This window comes from Metabacillus idriensis, from assembly GCF_009674765.1.
Classification (GTDB): domain Bacteria; phylum Bacillota; class Bacilli; order Bacillales; family Bacillaceae; genus Bacillus_P; species Bacillus_P idriensis.
Map to the genome: position 1 here is coordinate 61,477 of NZ_WKKF01000004.1, position 16,579 is coordinate 78,055.

At 41.0% G+C, this 16,579-nt stretch carries 16 protein-coding genes and 1 riboswitch; of the genes, 9 read left to right on the forward strand and 7 right to left on the reverse strand.

Features of this window, described 5'->3' with window-relative positions; genetic code table 11:
• Positions 1-240 precede the first annotated feature (240 nt).
• Positions 241-1,428 carry a dicarboxylate/amino acid:cation symporter gene (locus tag GJU41_RS14975; protein ID WP_083328194.1) on the reverse strand — a complete coding sequence of 396 codons (1,188 nt, stop codon included), beginning with the start codon at positions 1,426-1,428 and terminating at the stop codon, positions 241-243.
• A 167-nt stretch (positions 1,429-1,595) separates the two neighbouring features.
• On the reverse strand, positions 1,596-3,185 hold the full coding sequence (gene pckA, locus GJU41_RS14980) for a phosphoenolpyruvate carboxykinase (ATP) (protein WP_070876598.1): 1,590 nt from the start codon (positions 3,183-3,185) through the stop codon (positions 1,596-1,598).
• Positions 3,186-3,496: 311 nt separating this feature from the next.
• Positions 3,497-3,630, forward strand: a riboswitch (SAM riboswitch).
• A 190-nt stretch (positions 3,631-3,820) separates the two neighbouring features.
• Here pckA and metK point away from each other — a divergent pair.
• Together metK and asnB are read left to right on the forward strand one after the other, a co-directional pair.
• Complete coding sequence (gene metK / locus GJU41_RS14985; protein WP_070876597.1) at positions 3,821-5,023, forward strand: methionine adenosyltransferase; 1,203 nt, start codon at positions 3,821-3,823, stop codon at positions 5,021-5,023.
• Positions 5,024-5,265: 242 nt separating this feature from the next.
• The gene (asnB, locus tag GJU41_RS14990) at positions 5,266-7,155 is read left to right on the forward strand and encodes an asparagine synthase (glutamine-hydrolyzing) (RefSeq protein WP_070876596.1); all 1,890 of its coding nucleotides are present in this window, start codon (positions 5,266-5,268) and stop codon (positions 7,153-7,155) included.
• A 27-nt stretch (positions 7,156-7,182) separates the two neighbouring features.
• Here the strand turns inward: asnB and GJU41_RS14995 are convergent, their stop codons facing one another.
• From GJU41_RS14995 to GJU41_RS15005, 3 genes are all read right to left on the reverse strand, one after another.
• Positions 7,183-8,325 carry a glycosyltransferase family 4 protein gene (locus GJU41_RS14995; RefSeq protein ID WP_070876595.1) on the reverse strand — a complete coding sequence of 381 codons (1,143 nt, stop codon included), beginning with the start codon at positions 8,323-8,325 and terminating at the stop codon, positions 7,183-7,185.
• 58 nt (positions 8,326-8,383) lie between these two features.
• The gene (locus GJU41_RS15000) at positions 8,384-8,938 is read right to left on the reverse strand and encodes a phosphatase PAP2 family protein (RefSeq protein WP_070876594.1); all 555 of its coding nucleotides are present in this window, start codon (positions 8,936-8,938) and stop codon (positions 8,384-8,386) included.
• Positions 8,939-9,211: 273 nt separating this feature from the next.
• On the reverse strand, positions 9,212-9,733 hold the full coding sequence (locus GJU41_RS15005) for a gamma carbonic anhydrase (protein WP_070876593.1): 522 nt from the start codon (positions 9,731-9,733) through the stop codon (positions 9,212-9,214).
• A 93-nt stretch (positions 9,734-9,826) separates the two neighbouring features.
• On the opposite strand from GJU41_RS15005, the gene GJU41_RS15010 reads away from it, so the two are divergent.
• Together GJU41_RS15010 and GJU41_RS15015 are read left to right on the forward strand one after the other, a co-directional pair.
• The gene (locus GJU41_RS15010; RefSeq protein ID WP_070876592.1) at positions 9,827-10,615 is read left to right on the forward strand and encodes an alpha/beta hydrolase; all 789 of its coding nucleotides are present in this window, start codon (positions 9,827-9,829) and stop codon (positions 10,613-10,615) included.
• A gap of 52 nt (positions 10,616-10,667) precedes the next feature.
• A complete protein-coding gene (locus GJU41_RS15015; RefSeq protein ID WP_070876607.1) occupies positions 10,668-11,714 on the forward strand; it encodes a tetraprenyl-beta-curcumene synthase family protein in 1,047 nt (348 codons plus the stop codon).
• A gap of 316 nt (positions 11,715-12,030) precedes the next feature.
• Here the strand turns inward: GJU41_RS15015 and mnmM are convergent, their stop codons facing one another.
• The gene (gene mnmM / locus GJU41_RS15020; protein WP_070876591.1) at positions 12,031-12,609 is read right to left on the reverse strand and encodes a tRNA 5-(aminomethyl)-2-thiouridylate-methyltransferase MnmM; all 579 of its coding nucleotides are present in this window, start codon (positions 12,607-12,609) and stop codon (positions 12,031-12,033) included.
• Complete coding sequence (mnmL, locus tag GJU41_RS15025; RefSeq protein WP_154319054.1) at positions 12,606-13,571, reverse strand: tRNA modification radical SAM protein MnmL/YtqA; 966 nt, start codon at positions 13,569-13,571, stop codon at positions 12,606-12,608. The genes mnmM and mnmL overlap by 4 nt, the downstream gene beginning before the upstream one ends.
• A 179-nt stretch (positions 13,572-13,750) precedes the next feature.
• On the opposite strand from mnmL, the gene GJU41_RS15030 reads away from it, so the two are divergent.
• From GJU41_RS15030 to GJU41_RS15050, 5 genes are all read left to right on the forward strand, one after another.
• Complete coding sequence (locus GJU41_RS15030; protein ID WP_070876589.1) at positions 13,751-14,014, forward strand: YtzC family protein; 264 nt, start codon at positions 13,751-13,753, stop codon at positions 14,012-14,014.
• Between the two features lie 14 nt (positions 14,015-14,028).
• Positions 14,029-14,190 carry a glycogen biosynthesis protein GlgD gene (locus GJU41_RS15035; RefSeq protein ID WP_070876588.1) on the forward strand — a complete coding sequence of 54 codons (162 nt, stop codon included), beginning with the start codon at positions 14,029-14,031 and terminating at the stop codon, positions 14,188-14,190.
• Positions 14,191-14,333: 143 nt separating this feature from the next.
• Positions 14,334-14,723 (forward strand): GntR family transcriptional regulator, encoded by a 390-nt coding sequence (locus GJU41_RS15040; RefSeq protein ID WP_070876587.1) that lies wholly within the window; start codon positions 14,334-14,336, stop codon positions 14,721-14,723.
• Positions 14,716-15,594: an ABC transporter ATP-binding protein gene (locus GJU41_RS15045; protein ID WP_154319055.1), complete on the forward strand. Its 879-nt coding sequence runs from the start codon at positions 14,716-14,718 to the stop codon at positions 15,592-15,594. Before GJU41_RS15040 ends, GJU41_RS15045 begins: the two co-directional genes overlap by 8 nt.
• Positions 15,588-16,577, forward strand: coding sequence for a hypothetical protein (locus GJU41_RS15050; protein WP_070876585.1), 990 nt, complete (start codon positions 15,588-15,590; stop codon positions 16,575-16,577). Before GJU41_RS15045 ends, GJU41_RS15050 begins: the two co-directional genes overlap by 7 nt.
• Positions 16,578-16,579: the final 2 nt, after the last annotated feature.

Sequence of the window (16,579 nt, forward strand, 5' to 3'; positions counted from 1 at the left end):
TTGCTTTCCGCGGTCCGGCTGGGAGCCTCCTAGGCCTGCCTGCGGGGTCTCCCATTTCCCTCTAATTCCCGCAGGAGTCAAGTTTATCCGCCACAATCCACTTGAATTTTGTAAGATGGAGTCTAATAACAACAAAGTTTATGAAAAGAGCCTACAGAAAAAAGCAGACAGGAAATAACAATTGTTTTTCCTGCCTGCTTCATTTTAGAGACTTATTGGACAATCCCTTACTTTTTCTTTTTATCCAGCAAGCTGTGATTCCTTAATCTTTTGGGGCTTTTTTGTACTGAATTTATTGACGAGCATTGTTAGAGCTCCGTCACCTGTGACATTTGTTGCTGTGCCAAGGCTGTCCTGAGCGAGGTATAGAGCAATCATAAGGGAAACCATTGTCGGATCAAAGCCGAGCATTGTTTTAAGCAGGCCGATTGCAGCCATAACTGCACCCCCTGGTACTCCAGGTGCGGCTACCATTGTAACACCAAGCATAAGGATAAAAGGAATCATCATTTCAAAAGATGGTGTTGTTCCGTTCATAAACAGAACACCCATTGCGCAGCAAACAAGCGTAATCGTACTTCCTGACAAGTGAACAGTTGCCAGCAATGGTACGCTGAAGTCTGCTATCTTAGACTGGACGCCGGTTTTTTTTACTTGTCCAAGCGTTACGGGAATTGTAGCTGCAGATGATTGTGTCCCCAGTGCTGTAAAGTAGGCAGGAGACATAATCTTTAACAGCTTTATTGGATTGTTTTTAGTCAGCAAACCGCTAGTGCAATATTGAATAAGGAGCATTGTAATATGAAGCACGATAATAAGCACAAAAACTTTTGCAAAAACAGATAAAATCGACTGAACTTGTCCGCCGTAAGTCATATTTGCGAAAATGCCAAAAATGTGGAATGGGAGCAGCGGGATAATCGCTGTTTTTATCAATTTCTCAACGATCTTTTGAAAATCTTCAAAGGCATTTTGCAGAGTATTGCCTTTGATGGATGCAAGTCCAATTCCAATGATGAAAGAGAATAGGAGAGCGCTCATGACTTCCATAACAGGCGGCATTCCAATTTCAAAGTATGGTTTTAATAAAAATTCCTCAGGATTATCAGTCTTTACGAGCTGATTTCCAGTAATGAATTTAGGCAGAATAGATAAGCTTGCTGCGAACGCAAGCAGTCCTGCAAAAATCGTAGAGATATAGGCCAGACCTGTAGTAATTCCAAGCAATTTACCAGCACCTTTACCAAGCTGTCCGATGCCAGGTGCAATAAATCCAATAATAATAAATGGAATGACAAAGCCAATAAAGTTGCCGAATATCCCATTAAATGTTGCAAATCCTTTTACAAGCCATTCTGGTGAAATGCTCCCGATTCCGACACCGAGAATAATAGCAAGTATGATTTGGGGCAAAAGTCCGAGCTTCAATTTCATGATGTTGTCCTCCTGAAAGATACATGTGTACATGTGTTATAGAATTACTTTAGCACAGGAATGAAGGGTTTGGTATAAAAAATGTTCATTTTTATTTTATTAATATATGGAAAAGAAAATAAAAAGCCATGCCAGAGTGTATGGCATAGCTTTTAAAAGGTTTATACAGCTGGTCCGCCAAGTGTCTCGATCTCAGCTGAAACATTATTGAACTTCTTGAAGTTCTGTTTGAACTTGCCTGCTAGTTCTTTTGCTTTTTCATTATAAGCATCCACGCTGTCCCAAGTTTTAATTGGCTGCAGCACTTCATCAGGTACACCTGGCACATGAATTGGAATTTGAAGTCCAAAGTTTTTATCTGTGACAGTTTCTACATTGTCTAATTCACCTTCAAGAGCGGCTTGAACCATTGCGCGGGTATATTTCAGTTTCATGCGCTGGCCAGTTCCGTATTCTCCGCCAGTCCAGCCTGTGTTTACTAAGAATACATTAGCCTGATGCTCATCAATTTTCCGGCCGAGCATCTCGGCATAAACAGTAGCAGGAAGCGGGAGGAAAGGCGATCCAAAGCATGTTGAGAATGTAGCCTGAGGTGATGTAATGCCGCGTTCAGTTCCAGCTAGCTTGCTGGTGTATCCGCTTAAAAAGTGGTACATAGCCTGTTCTTTTGTTAACTTGCTGATAGGAGGCAGAACGCCAAATGCATCAGCCGTTAAAAAGACAATTGTATGAGGGTGGCCGGCAATACTAGGCTTCACAATGTTATCCATTGCTTCAAGCGGGTAGGCCGCTCTTGTGTTTTCAGTAAAGAAAGTATCATCATAGTCAGCAATTCTTGTATCATCGTCAAGGACTACATTTTCAAGCACTGATCCGAATCTTATTGCATCAAAAATTTGAGGCTCTTTTTCACGTGAGAGGTTGATGCACTTGGCATAACAGCCTCCTTCGATATTAAAAACACCTGCATTTGACCAGCCGTGCTCATCATCACCGATTAATTTGCGTTTTGGATCAGCGGAAAGGGTTGTTTTTCCTGTTCCTGACAGACCGAAGAAAAGGGCAACATCGCCTTCCTGGCCAACATTTGCTGAGCAGTGCATTGGCAGGATACCGCTTTCAGGAAGCAGGTAGTTCATGACTGAGAAAATGGATTTTTTCATCTCTCCAGCATATTCAGTACCGCCGATAAGAATGGTTCTTTTCTCAAATGAAATGATGATAAATGTTTCAGAATTTGTTCCATCTACTGCAGGATCTGCTTTAAAGTTTGGAGCCGAAACGATTGTGAACGGATTGTCATGCTGAATCAGCTCATCCCCGCTCTCTGGCTGGATAAATAATTGCTGAGCAAACAGGTTGTGCCATGCGAATTCATTTACAACCTGGATCGGCAGGCGGTATTTTGCGTCAGCGCCGGCAAAGCCTTTGAAAACAAAGAGCTCATTGCGGTCTTTTAAGTATGAAAGAACTTTTAAGTACAACTTTTCAAATGCTGTTTCTGAGAAAGGCTGATTAACAGCTCCCCACTCAATTTTGTCATTTGTTGAATTTTCATTTACAATAAATTTATCTTTAGGTGAACGTCCTGTGTAAGTACCCGTTGTTGCTCGGACTGCTCCCGTCGAAGTTAATGTTCCTTCACCCCGTTCTAAGACTTTTTCAACAAGAACAGGAACTGATAAGTTATGAAATGCATTTTCCCCTTTAAGTAACACATCAAGCTCATTTGTAATTTCGATTGAATTCATCCCATACCCATCCTTTACCTATATTTCTATTATTATTTTTAACTATATCTTAAGTGACTCTTCTTAATTAGTATAACACATTAAAATAAATAGTCTATACTATTTAACTTATTCTACGTACAAATTGATGAAATGGAACTGTTTAAAGAACGTTTTTAATGAAAATGATACATATATAATAGGAAGTGTTTTTATTTCGGCATTTTGTGGAAACATATCAGAAGGGAACAGAAAAATCTTATCCGAAAACCTTGTCATTTTTTGTTGACACCTGGAGGAAATATACGATATTATATGTCCTTGAACGGATTCTCTTATCCCGAGCTGGTGGAGGGACAGGCCCAATGAAACCCAGCAACCTGCTTTATTTTTAAAATTCATTCATGAATTTTTGCGAGCAAAGGTGCTAACCTGATGCAAGGCGAAAGCCCTTGATCGATAAGAGCGAAAGGCTACGATTTTAGTAAATAACCTTTCCTCGCGGGAAAGGATTTTTTATTTCGAATAAATATATTTTGCCTGAAAGTACTCGTGGATTCTCCTAAAACATGCCAACTGAAATATTTTGACGAATGGTCAAAATATGAAAGGGAATGAGTTCCGTATCATCTAACCTTTTGAGGAGGAAAACTTTAATGACTAAACAACGTCGTCTGTTTACTTCAGAGTCTGTAACTGAAGGTCATCCTGATAAAATTTGTGACCAGATTTCTGACTCGATTTTAGATGCAATCCTAGAAAAAGATGCAAATGCCCGTGTAGCTTGTGAAACATCTGTTACAACAGGTCTTGTTCTGGTTGCTGGTGAAATTACAACTTCTACTTATGTAGACATTCCAAAAATCGTTCGCGAAACGGTTAAAGAAATTGGCTACACTCGTGCAAAATATGGTTTTGATGCAGAAACATGTGCAGTACTTACTTCAATTGATGAGCAGTCAGCAGACATCGCGATGGGTGTTGACCAGGCGCTTGAAGCACGTGAAGGGAAAATGACAGATGAGCAGATTGAAGCGATTGGTGCAGGTGACCAAGGATTAATGTTCGGTTTTGCCAATAACGAAACGAAAGAATTAATGCCGCTTCCGATCTCGCTTGCTCACAAACTTTCACGCCGTTTAACGGAAGTGCGCAAAGAAGAAATTCTTCCGTACCTTCGTCCGGATGGTAAAACTCAAGTAACAGTTGAGTATGATGAAAATGACAAGCCAGTTCGCATTGATACAATTGTTATTTCAACTCAGCACCACCCTGAAATTTCATTGGAGCAAATTCAGCGCAACGTAAAAGAGCATGTTATTAACCCGGTTGTGCCAAAAGAATTAATTGATGAAGATACTAAATACTTCATCAACCCGACTGGCCGTTTCGTTATCGGCGGACCACAGGGCGATGCAGGCTTAACAGGCCGTAAAATCATCGTTGATACTTACGGAGGCTATGCACGTCACGGCGGCGGCGCATTCTCCGGTAAAGATCCAACAAAAGTTGACCGCTCTGCAGCTTATGCAGCACGCTATGTAGCTAAAAATATTGTAGCAGCAGGCCTTGCGGATAAATGTGAAGTTCAGCTTGCTTACGCAATTGGTGTGGCACAGCCTGTATCAATCGCAATCGATACATTCGAAACAGGCAAAGTGAAGGAAGATGTGTTAGTTGATGTTGTTCGTGCTAACTTTGACCTTCGTCCGGCAGGAATCATCAACATGCTGAATCTTCGCCGCCCAATTTACAAACAAACAGCTGCTTACGGACACTTCGGCCGTAACGATCTTGACCTTCCATGGGAAAGAACGGATAAAGCAGAAGCTCTTAAAGAGCAAGCGTTAAACCGATAATTAAATGAAGGATGAAACCAGCTTTGCGGCGGGTTTCATCCTTTTTTTATGCGGAATAGCTGGTCCTGTGGATCTTTGATTATTCGGAGGGTGGCTGAGGTCATGGAAGTGATTGTACATAGTTATCAAAATACATAATTTCATCCTAAGACTTTATTTTTTTGTATTATTTTGTAAAAACCTGCAACATTATCCCAGTATCTGTCGTTTAATAAGCAATCAGTATTTATGGAGGGAAAAACATGTGCGGTTTTGCAGGAGTTATTGATTTTGAAAAAGTACATACAAAAAGGTACCGGGAGTATATAGAGGCAGCAAGCAGACAAATTGTGCATAGAGGCCCTGATGACAGCGGAATGTTTGAGGATGAGCATGCCATCCTTGCTTTTAGGCGGCTTAGCATTATTGATGTAGATGGCGGGCATCAGCCTATGCCATATGGAGACGATGACCGCTATCAGATTGTTTTTAATGGGGAAATTTATAATTACGTGGAACTTAGAGAACTCCTATTCCGAAAAGGAGAAAGGTTAAAAACAGAAACAGATACTGAAGTGATCGTTGCGCTTTATCATCTATATGGTAAGGATGTTCTTCGCTATTTAAGGGGGATGTTTTCCTTTCTGATCTGGGATACGCAGGAGCAGCATCTTTTTGCTGCCAGAGATCATTTTGGGATAAAGCCGCTATACTACATAGAGGATGGATTTACTGTCCTTTTTGCTTCTGAAATGAAATGCTTGAAAGAATACAAAAGGACCGCTTATGTTAATGATGTATCTTTACAGCATTATCTTTCTTTTCAATATGTTCCTGATCCTGATACCATCCAGAAAGAGATTCACAAAGTTCCGCCAGGATATTGTGTGACAAAAGTGGCTGGCGATCGCATGGTTTTGGAGAAGTATTGGGAACCAAAGATGAAGCCGGTCCCGTCCAATGATGAGAGCAGAATGATTGATGCCATTCAAACTGTGATAGTCGATTCGGTGAAAATGCATATGCGAAGCGATGTTCCGGTTGGTTCTTTTCTGTCAGGCGGTGTTGATTCGAGTATCATTGCTTCCATTGCAAGACAGTTTCACCCTGGCCTGAAAACATTTTCTGTAGGATTTAAGCAGGAGGGATACAGTGAAATCGATGTTGCAAAAGAGACCGCAGCTGCCATTGGAGCAGAAAACTTCGCGTATTATGTAGATCATACGGAGTTTATGAGAGAGCTTCCCAAGATAATCTGGCATATGGATGATCCAGTAGCAGATCCTGCTTCTATCCCGCTGTATTTTCTTTCCCGGGAAGCGCGCAAGCATGTAAAGGTTGTTTTATCTGGTGAAGGGGCAGACGAGTTGTTTGCAGGCTATAACATCTATAAAGAGCCTTATGATCTGTCCGTCTTTGGGCATCTTCCAACTGGCATCAGGCAGGCATTAAAACAGCTTGCATCCATCTTTCCTGAGGGAATGAAAGGCAAAAGCTTTATTGAAAGGGGAACAACCCTTCTCGAGGATCGCTACATAGGAAATGCCAACATTTTCTCTGCAGATGAGAAAAAACGGCTGCTCACAGGAAGAGATCAATATGTAAATCCAACGGAAATCACAGGAGATCTTTTTGAAAATGTCCGTCATCTAGACAGTGTTTCAAAAATGCAGTATATCGATCTCATGACGTGGCTGAAAGGGGACATACTAGTTAAAGCAGATAAAATGACAATGGCTCATTCTCTGGAATTAAGAGTTCCCTTTTTGGATAGAGAGGTATTTCATGCAGCAGCGGCTATTCCTTATGAATGGAAAGTGAAAAATGGAGAGACCAAATATCTGCTTCGCCAGGCTGTCCGTGATCTAGTTCCTTCACACGTACTCAACAGAAGAAAGCTTGGGTTCCCAGTCCCAATCCGAAATTGGCTGAAACATGAGATGTATGAGTGGGCGAGTGCCCTCATTTCAGAAAGTGAATTGGATGGCCTGATCAATAAGGGATTTGCACATGAACTTCTTGAGAAGCATAGAAAAGGGGAAGCGGATTACAGCAGAAAGATATGGACGATTTTAACATTTATTCTCTGGCATCAGGTTTTTATAGAAAATGTATACAGCTTTAACCGAGATAAGCTTGCTGCAGCAACATAAGAAAAGCCTCTTCATATGAAGAGGCTTTTAAGCATAACGGATAAACTGATGCTGATGAAGGACTTCACTGTACTCATTAAGGAGTCCTTCAAATATGCTGTCCCACGTTTGACTGAGGGCATAAGCGCGAGCACTCATTCCCATCTGATACCGCAAAGCATCATTTTGCAAAACAGTTTCAATGGCGCTGATGAACTCTGAGGCTGATCCTGTGCTGCATAAATACCCTGTTTTTCCGTGCTGAATAATGTTTTTTACTCCGCCTGAGTTTGCCCCGATAACAGGAGTCCCTGCAGCGAATGATTCAAGAACAACGTTTCCAAAAGTTTCGGTAGGTGAGGGAAAGACAAATAGATCAGAGCTAGAATAGATCTTTGCGAGCTTTTCGCCGCTTTCGTATCCGGCAAATGTCATATTGTCCGGTGCATCTTTCATCATTTCTTCTTTGGACGGTCCATCCCCGACAATTATAAAGTGCACTTTGCTTTTTAGGTGCAGAGGTAGCTGGTGAGAGATCTTCATTAATGTTTGAACATCTTTTTCGGGAGCAAGCCGTCCAACATAAGTTAAGATGAATTTTTCTCTTATTTGATATTCCAGCGTGACTTCTTTCCGCAGATAGTTAGGGTGGAATAATTGGCAGTCTACACCCCTAGACCATATATGGACATTTTCAAATCCCTGATGCAGCACTTGCTGCTTTGTTTCTTCAGAAGGTACAAAGATTTTCTCCAATGGCCTGTGGAACCAATGCATATATTTCCATAAAATCTTTGAGAATATCTGCAGATCATAAAATTCCAGATATTGATCAAAGTCAGTATGATATGAACCGACAATGGGGATATTTAATTTCTTAGCATAATGCAGTCCGCATAAACCAATGTTAAAAGGAGTGGCTACATGAATAATGTCAGGCTTAAATCTGATGAGCTCTGACTTTACTTGCAGCATGTTCGGCCAGGCGAGCCTGCATTCCGGGTATAAAAAAAAGGAAGAACTCGCAAACCTGTGGATATGGCTTGAAAAAAGAGATTCCTTTGTGCTTTCGGGAGCAAAAACTTTATATTCATGACCTTTGCTTTCTAAATAATCGGTAAGACGTTTTAACGTTCTCGCAACACCATTTACATCCGGTGCAAATGTGTCTGTGAATATCGCAATTTTCATCTTATCCCTCCATAAATCAGTTACAGTAGCCTGAGTTTATTTCAATTTCAGCTGGAACTTAGAGAATCAGAGAAGCCCCGAAATATTTATTAATAAGAAGAAAACAAGTAATGCCTGCTGTAGTGCCGAGTAAACATCCTGCGAGTACATCAGAAGGGTAGTGCAAGCCAAGATACATTCTTGAGACACCGATGATGATTCCGAGCGGCAAAAGCAGGATGGCTGCCTGAGGAAAGATAAAAATAAAAGGAATAATAACTGAAAAAATAGCTGTTGTATGTCCTGATGGAAAAGAATGATCTTCTAACGGATTTGCCGTTACTTTAATTTCTAATAAAGCAAGATAGGGACGTTTCCGCGGATAGCATTTTTTGACAAATGCTACAGGCAGATGACTAATGAGGAGGGCTGCTGCACTTGCGATGGCCGCCATGCGTGTTTCGCCGCCTGTCATGAATATAAGCAGCAGACAAATGGAAATCGTGAAGGCTGCTCCGCCGATATGTGTAATATTGCGGAAAAAGCAATTCATAAATTTCCGGTCAAAATGCCGGTTAACACTGCGGAACAATCTGCATTCGAAGTCGTACATGTTTTCCATTAGTTTGGTCATCAATCGGATGCTCCTTTTCAACACTGTTTAACCACATTGTAAAACACAAATATTTAGTAAATAATAAGGAAATGTAAAATTTACAAGTAAATTATTTACAAAATAGCACCAGGATAGTTTGATCAGCATGAAGCTATTTTCACAAAGAGGAGCCGGCAAATGGCAGCTAATAAAAAAATCCGTGAAACCGCAGACAAGGGCAATTTCACGGAAATACAGGAAGATGAAAACACCCTTTACTCGGTGTTAACTTATATGAAGAGAGAGTAAAAATTATTCTTGGTTCTCCTGGATCTTCTTATAATATTGACCTTTTTCAGCATACTCGCGGCGAATGCGCTCCATGTCTTTTCGATCTTCCTCATTTAATTCGCGGACTGCTTTCGCAGGTCTTCCGAAGGCAAGTGTGTTTGGCGGAATTTTCTTGCCTTGAGGGACTAAGCTGCCAGCTCCAATGAAAGCACCTTCGCCTATTTCTGCACCATCGAGTATAATGGAACCCATTCCGATCAATGATTGCTTTCTAATAATCGAGCTATGTAGAATGACTTGATGGCCCACAGTTACCTCATCTTCAATGATAAGAGGAGCATCCGGGCTTTGGTGGAGGCAGCACTGATCTTGTATGTTAACCCTGCTGCCAATAATTGTAGGTGAAACATCGCCTCTTATCACCGTATGAAACCAAATGCTTGATTCATCACCAATTATGACGTCACCGGTAATCACAGCGGAGTCTGCGATAAATGCCGATTTTGAAATTTGCGGAAAGCTTTCTTTATAAGGGTATATCATAAATTAAAATCTCCTTTATATATGTAAAATGTACACATCGTTATTATAGCAAACTAAAACTTATTTTCTGAGAAGAAAGGTGTGAACAAGATCATGTGGAAATGGGAATGTGAAGACTCGAATCCTAAGGGTGTTATCGTAATTGTGCACGGTGCAGCAGAACATCACGGACGTTACCGCTGGCTCGTTGAAATGTGGAAGTGCTCCGGGTATCATGTCATTATGGGAGATCTCCCAGGTCAAGGTACATCGACGAGAAGACGGGGTCATATTCTGTCATTTGACGAGTATATCATCGAATTTAATGTGTGGGTGGATGAAGCACGGAAGCTTGGATTGCCTCTTTTTTTACTGGGTCACAGCATGGGCGGGCTGATCGTCATACGGGCTATGCAGGAAAAACACCAGCATATAAACGGTGTTATTTTATCTTCACCATGCCTGGGCCTCGTATATAAGCCAAGCAAAGCGATGGAGCTGATTTCTAAACCTTTAAACATTATTGCTCCGGCGCTCAGAGTTGATTCCGGCTTATCTGTAAATATAGCTACAAGAAATAAGGAAGTGAGAGACGCCGATGAGAATGATACACTTTATGTGACAAAAGTGTCCATAAGATGGTATCGTGAATTAATTAAGGCAATTGAACAGGCGCATATAAACGTGAAGAAGTTTCCTGATTTACCTCTTCTTGTCATGCAGGGCGGGGATGATAAAGTGGTTGACAGCTCGGCTGTTAAGACATGGTTCAACCGTGCTGCATTGTCGGAAAAAGCTTTTAAAGAATGGATTGGCTTTTATCATGAAATATTTAATGAGCCTGAGCGGGATCAAGTATTTAAGTACGCTCAATCGTTTGTCGATGCACATTTAGAGAGCTGATAATAAAGAGGTGATCTTATTGACGGCAATACCGCAGCACCCGCTGCGACTAATGGCGAAAATTTATAAAGATATTTTTCCGATTGTGCATACCCATCTAAATGGATGGAGAGAAAAAGCAAGTCAGATTCAAAATGCGGAACTTAGAAATCAGGCGCTGGCAAGTATAAACGGTAAATCCTTCCACTGTGAGGGCGGAGGGATTTTTGGTCTTTTATCAGAGACAAACAAGCATGAATGCATTGAATTTATTGTAGCTTATCAGACCATAAGTGATTATCTTGATAATTTATGCGACCGAAGTACGTCGCTTGATCCATTGGATTTTGCCATGCTGCATCAATCAATGAATGATGCACTGACTGTAGGAGCACCACTGAAGAATTACTATTCTTACCGGACCGATCAAAATGACGGCGGATACTTGCACGCACTCGTATCCACTTGCCAGAATATATTAAGCAGACTCGGTAACTACTCTCTTATTTCAGAGCATCTGCTCGAATTATCCTGTTATTACTGTGATTTGCAAGTACATAAGCATGTAACTATGGATGAGCGCATACCAAGGCTTGAAACATGGTTTGAAAAAAACAAACAGGGATTGCCGGACATGCAGTGGTATGAATTTTCTGCATGCGCAGGATCAACTTTAGGCATTTTTTGCCTGGTCTCTTACGCATTCCGAGATGATTTCAGCGAAAAAGAAGCCTTCCGCATCCGTGAAAGCTATTTTCCGTACGTTCAAGGACTGCATATTCTGCTCGACTATTTAATTGATCAGGAAGAAGACCGGATCGGCGGAGATTTGAATTTCTGCAATTACTATAAGACCGAGAAGGAAATGATGATGAGGCTTGAGCATTTCGTCCTTCAGGCTGAATCAAACCTCAGCGGAATTCCTCATGAAAACTTTCATAAACTTATTCACAGAGGACTGCTTGGCGTTTATTTATCTGACGAGAAAGTAACTTCAAGAAAAGATCTCGGGAAGCTTGCCAGACAGTTAATTAAACTTGGCGGAAAAACATCTTCGTTCTTTTATTGGAATGGACGGGCCTACCGGGCTATTCAGAAAATGGCTGCCAGAAGCTCTTAAGGAAAGGGGCTGTCCAGAAAGTCTGTCTTCACATATATTTTTGTTTTGATGATAAATATTGCTCGTTCCTTTCCGCTGCAGTCACTTGCTTTCCGCGGGGAGGATGGGAGCCTCCTCGGCTTTGCCTGTGGGGTCTCCCATTTCCCTCTACTTTCCCGCAGGAGTCAAGTGCCTTCCGCTACAATCCACTTAAGATTTTACATTTAGTCTAAAAACAACAAAGATTACGAAAAGAGCCTACAGAAAAAAGCAGGCAGGAAAAAACATTTGATTTCCTGCTTGCTTCATTTTAGAGACTTAATGGACAACCCCTTGCCTATGCCTGCATTTTTTCAATAGCGATAATAAATGGAGCACTGTTTTTCTGGTTAAGAAATTGATACTGCAGAACGTGCGCCTTTTTTTGATCCAGCTGTCCTGCATATTCTAATAGGGCATCACGTTCCATTTTCCCGCCGGGGTGACCGTGATAAATGACAAGAATGATGACTCCGCCCTGCTTCATCATGGAATAAAGCTGTTCAATTGCTCTAATCGTTGACGCTGGCTTCGTGACGATTTCTTTGTCGCCGCCAGGCAAATAGCCTAAGTTGAAGATAGCAGAAGCTAAATTTCCTGAGACAGTGGCCGGCAGGCAGTCAGCTGCCTTTGCATGGCTTTCTTTGAATAGTGTTACACGGTCAGTTAATGAGTGTTCTGACAGTCTTGCTGATGTAGCCTGAATGGCCTCATCCTGAATATCAAACCCATAAACATGCCCGGTTTCACCAACAAGATCTGCAAGAAAAACCGTATCATGCCCGTTTCCGATTGTAGCGTCTATTGTAATGTCACCCTGGGTCACTGTCTTGGATAAGATGGATTTTGCAAAAGGAAGCACCCGTTCTAATTTCATTCTGCGATTACCTGTTCTTTCTGAAAAAATTTTCCCTGATAGCTGCCCCGTGCTTTAAGTTCTGCATCAATGGAGTTCAGAACATCCCACTTGTTCACACTCCACATCGGGCCAATCATTAAATCAATTGGTCCATCCCCTGTAATCCGGTGAACAATCATTTCCTGCGGCAGAATTTCAAGCTGGTCGCATACCAACCTAACATAGTCTTCTTTTGTTAAAAATTCCAGTTTGCCCTTTTCATACTGCTTTACCATTGGCGTCCCTTTTAATAAGTGAAGAAGATGAATTTTAATGCCCTGGACATCCAGTTTTGAAACGGCACGGGCTGTTTCCATCATCATTTCATTTGATTCAAGCGGAAGACCGTTAATAATATGGGAACAAACACGAATGTTATGTTTGCGGAGCTTTTCTACGCCTTCTTTATAGCATTCATAATCGTGGGCACGGTTTATAAGCAGTGCTGTCCGCTCATGAACAGTCTGCAGCCCAAGTTCAACCCAAAGGTATGTTCTTTTGTTTAATTCTGCAAGATACTCAATAACATCATCGGGAAGACAGTCTGGCCGTGTTGCAATAGATAATCCGACAACGCCATCCAATTCAAGAACAGATTCAAATTTCTCACGCAGGACCTCAACTGGTGCATGAGTATTAGTATACGCTTGAAAATAAGCCATATATTTGCCGTTTTTCCATTTTTCGTGCATTTTATCTTTTATTTGATTGAATTGAGTAACAAGATCCTCTGCGCGGTTTCCTGCAAAATCGCCTGAACCGGCTGCACTGCAAAATGTGCAGCCGCCGTATGCTGCTGTACCGTCGCGATTGGGGCAGTCAAAGCCTCCGTCTAATGCTACTTTAAAAACTTTATGTCCAAAGTGATTTCTTAAATGATAATTCCATGTATGATACCGTTTTTCATCTGCTGCATATGGAAAAGGGTTTATCTGCTTCAAACTAGAAAAACCTCCTTAAATCGTAAATAGCCATCAGAGCATTTTATCATGGTGTTTGTCTCTATGACAAACACCTGTAACGTCATTTCCAATTGTTTTTCCGTAATTTGAATGCTGAAATGGAGCAAACTATCCGTAATGAAGTGAAATGCTTCATTTACTTATAGGGGGTTTGCAAAATGGCAACAAGACAATCTGTAACTGAATGTCTCGACCGATGCTCAAATACGTATGACTATGCCAGAAATCAATATGCTGAAGGATCTAAGCAGGAGCATTACAATGACACGGAGTATTCACAAGCTCAACAAATGCTTGAGGATGCGGTAAATGAGTGCAATTCTTTAACATTAAGCGCTAATGATCAGCAAAAAGAACAGCTTTACAGAATGCGCCTTCAGCTTCAGCAGCTTCAAAATGAAATGATTTTACTGGATCATTAGGAGGTCTGTGTCAGATGAAAAAACGTTCAAAACAGAATAACCCTGAACAAAAGACAAGAAACGGCGCCAATAATCAAGATGTTGAATTTGGGAAAGATTTCGATCCTGTTAAGCAATCCAAGAAAAAGTACGAGCAGCAGGGGCAGCCTGTAAAATCGAAACAGCGTTCAGAATAAGTTTGAAAACTGCTTCCATTATGGAGGCAGTTTTCATTTTTTTAGAAACAATTGAAAATATATTGTATTAGGTGTACTATATGAACTAGTACACCTAATACATAAGATAGTGTATATCCCAGTTAAAGAAAGAAGGGAGACCGATGATTCAAATTGATCCGCGCAGTTCAACAGCAATCTATGAGCAAATCATACAGCAGATGAAAGAGCTTTGTTTAAAGGGAGTATTAAAGCCTGGTGAAAAACTGCCATCTGTAAGAGAGCTCTCAACAATGATTATTGCAAATCCAAATACAGTGAGCAAAGCTTATAAAGAATTAGAACGGGAAGGCATGATTGAAACATTAAGGGGCAGAGGAACCTTTGTATCGGAGAATGCCCAAATAACATTGGATCAGGGGAAGATGGAGATGATTAAAGAACAGTTGAAACCGCTTATTGTAGATGCGGTATATGCAGGTGTGGACATTGAAATCCTCCATAGATGGATTGAGGAAATCAGCAGGGAAATGAGGGGTGGAAAAGATGATTGAGCTGAAGAATCTTTCGAAAACGCTTGATGGAGAAAAAGTTCTTGATTCCATCTCACTGAAGCTCGGCAAGGGAGAAATATTTGGATTACTTGGCCGGAATGGTTCGGGGAAAACAACGATTTTACGGTTGATTCAGCAAATTATTCTCCCGGATGAAGGTGAGATTTTGTTTGAGGGTGTCTCTATTAAAGAAAATCCTCTTATCAAACGAAAAGTCATTTTCGTGTCTGTTCAGAATCCTTTCTATGACAGATACACATACAGGGAACTAGTACGTATTCTAAAGCCGCTCTATCCTGATTTTGATGTGACCTACTCAAATGAACTGATCAACAGATACGCTATTCCTGAAACGAAAAAGTACCGTGAGCTTTCAACTGGTTTGAAAAAACAGCTCGCCCTGATTCTTGCATTTGCGACTCGTCCTGCAGTAATTCTGCTTGATGAGCCGACAGACGGCATTGACGCTGTAACACGTCATGATCTCCTGCAGCTGATGATTGATGAAGTCGCAGAAAGGGAAACGACTATTCTCATTACATCCCATCGGTTAGAAGATATTGAACGAATTAGCAGCCGCATTGGTTTTTTGGAAGGAAAATCCCTTACAAATGTGATGGAAATGGACGCAGTAAAAGAAGATTACATGAAAATTCAGGCAGTATTTGATGAGGATGTTCATCTGAAAATTAGAGAACGGAACATCTCAATTCTCGATTACACGGGTGTATTTTATACCCTTCTTCTAAAAAGAGATGACGAAGAGAGTCAGAATTGGCTGAGATCATTGAATCCTAAAGTGTGGAATCAGCTTCCGGTCAATTTAGAAGAAGTATTTATCGCTAAGTTTGGAGGGAAGCGGAGATGGTAGGAGGAGGTCTTTTTGAAAAAGAGTTTAAGCAAGTCAGAACACTGTTTTTATTTTTGTTTATATTTAACTCGTTCGCATTGCCATTTACCATTTGGACACAGTATTCAAGTCATGTGGAATTATTAAAAAAATATCCAGACTACACTTCAGAGCCGTTTGTTATTCAATTTGGAGCAGATCCGCTTCTTTTCATCAGCACATTGTTTCTCTTTTTTATTGCTATTAATCAAATGGGAACAGAACGCGCAAAGGGAATGATGGATTTTACTTTAGCGCTGCCGTATAAGAGATCAAAAATATTCTTTGTGAAATGGGTTTTAGCTATTGGAATAATCGTATTTTCTACCCTCATTTCGCTGATTTTATCAGGCAGCTACATTGAATGGCACGATATTGCTGTTTCTCAGCCGCTGTTCAATTATTATTTTATCTACTTTTCTTCCCTTACTATGTTTTATACTCTGACCTTGTCTGCGGGAGCGCTTACCGGAACTCCATTTGCGCAGGGGCTGACTGCAATCAGTGCTTCTGTTCTGCCGCTGCTGTTTACATTTGTCATTGCGATGAATGTCCAGGCATTCAGCAATGTTTACTATCCGGAAATGGAAATGTGGTATGAAGCAGGTTATTTATTTACTCCGGCTCTTCAATTTTTCGGAGGGACAGCCTTTCAGGAAATCCCTTACACTTACAGGTACTATTTCTTGATTCCTGGCGGTATGGCCGCTCTTTTCTATCTTATTGGTTATTTCTCATTCATCAGGCATCCAAATGAGCGAAACGGCAATTTCTTTTTGTGGAAACAGCTGAATTTACCAGTTCAAATAATTGTTATTCTGCTCGGTGTGCTTGGTTTCAGTTCAATTGGATACGGTATCTCTAATGAAAGTTTTACAGGCTATATCTTAGGTGCCGTTATTGGTGCAGCAGTCAGTATCATACTTGGCTATTACTTGATTTATAAAAAAACAAAGCAGGCATAGGA